The sequence below is a fragment of the Castellaniella sp. S9 genome (genome assembly GCF_027257175.1).
Classification (GTDB): domain Bacteria; phylum Pseudomonadota; class Gammaproteobacteria; order Burkholderiales; family Burkholderiaceae_B; genus Castellaniella.
Map to the genome: position 1 here is coordinate 1 of NZ_JAPFGD010000021.1, position 1752 is coordinate 1752.

Here is a 1752-nt window from a genome sequence, read left to right on the forward strand (position 1 = left end):
CACCTGACCTGACGGTCTCGGTTGATTCGGTCACCAATGACAACGTCATCAACGTTGCTGAGTCTGGCGCAGAGATGATCGCGGTGACGGGTTCAATTGCTGCCGAGGCCGGTGCTGAGACGACGATTGCGGTGACGGTCAATGGCCAGCAGTACGCGGCCACGGTGGATGCGGCCGCCGGTACCTGGACGGTTGATGTTGCGACCAGTGATTTGTTGGCAGACAGCACAGTGGCTGTGAGCGCGACATCCACCGATGCGGCTGGTAACGCTACGACGACGGCTACCACGCACAGCTACGGTGTGGACACGACTGCACCAGAACTCACGGTGTCGGTTGATTCGATCACGTCCGACAATGTCATCAACGCTGCTGAATCTGGTGCAGAGACGATTGCGGTGACTGGTGCAGTTGCTGCCGAGTCTGGAACCGAGACGGCGATCACGGTCACCGTCAATGGCCAGCAGTACACGGCTACCGTAGATGCTGCGGCGGGTACTTGGACGGTCGCCGTTGCGACCAGCGATCTTCTGGCAGACAGTTCGGTGGCTGTGAGTGCGACGTCTACTGACGCTGCTGGCAATGCCACAACGGCGGCCGCGACCCATGGCTACTCGGTTGACACCATCGCACCTGATTTGACGGTCTCGGTTGATCCGATCACGTCCGACAATGTCATTAACGCTGCGGAATCTGGTGATGAGACGATAGCGGTGACTGGTGTGGTTACCGCCGAGGCGGGTGCTGAGACGACGATTGCGGTGACGGTCAATGGCCAGCAGTACGCGGCCACGGTGGATGTTGCCTCTGGCACGTGGACGGTTGATGTTGCGACTGGCGATCTGTTGGCAGATAGCTCGGTGGGAGTTAGTGCGACGTCCACGGACGCGGCCGGCAATGCCACGACGCGGACCACCACACACGACTACGCCATTGATACGACCGCGCCTGCGCTGACGGTTTCAGTTGATTCGATTACGTCGGACAACGTGATCAACGCTGCTGAGTCTGGTGCCGCAGTGAATGTCACTGGCGCTGTGACTGGTGAGTTCAACGAAGGTGACGCTGCCACGCTGACCGTGAACGGCATCGAGTACACCGGCACGGTAGCTGCGGATGGTACATGGACGATAGCGGTTGCCGGATCCGATCTGGCTGCTGCCACCTCTCTGGATGTGTCGGTCACGACGACGGATGCGGCTGGCAACAGCACGACACAGACGGCGACTCACAGTTATGGCGTCGACACCACTGCGCCTGAACCGACGATTTCGGTGGATTCGATCACGTCCGACAATGTGATCAACGCGGCCGAATCTGGTGCAGCGACGATTGCGGTGACTGGAGCGGTTACCGCCGAGGTTGGTGCTGAGACGGCGATCACGGTCACCGTCAATGGCCAGCAGTACACGGCTACCGTAGATGCTGCGGCAGGTACTTGGACCGTTGATGTTGCGACCAGCGATTTGTTGGCAGACAGCTCGGTGGCTGTGAGCGCGGCGTCCACGGACGCGGCCGGCAACGCCACGACGGCGACCGCCACGCACGGCTACTCGGTTGATACTGACGCGCCTGAGCTGGCGATCGCGGTTAACTCAATCACATCTGACAACGTCATTAACGCCGCTGAGTCTGGTGCTTCGGTGGATGTCACCGGTGCGGTGACGGGTGAGTTCAACGAAGGTGATGCCGTCACTCTGACGGTGAATGGTACTGATTACATCGGCGCCGTTGCTGCGGATGGTACGTGGA

The 1752-nt window shown here is 60.2% G+C and carries 1 protein-coding gene; it reads left to right on the plus strand.

Annotation, left to right across the window (positions count from 1 at the left end; genetic code table 11):
• On the plus strand, window positions 1-1752 hold a 1752-nt coding region (locus OOZ48_RS18365), incomplete at both ends, for an Ig-like domain-containing protein (protein ID WP_269500263.1).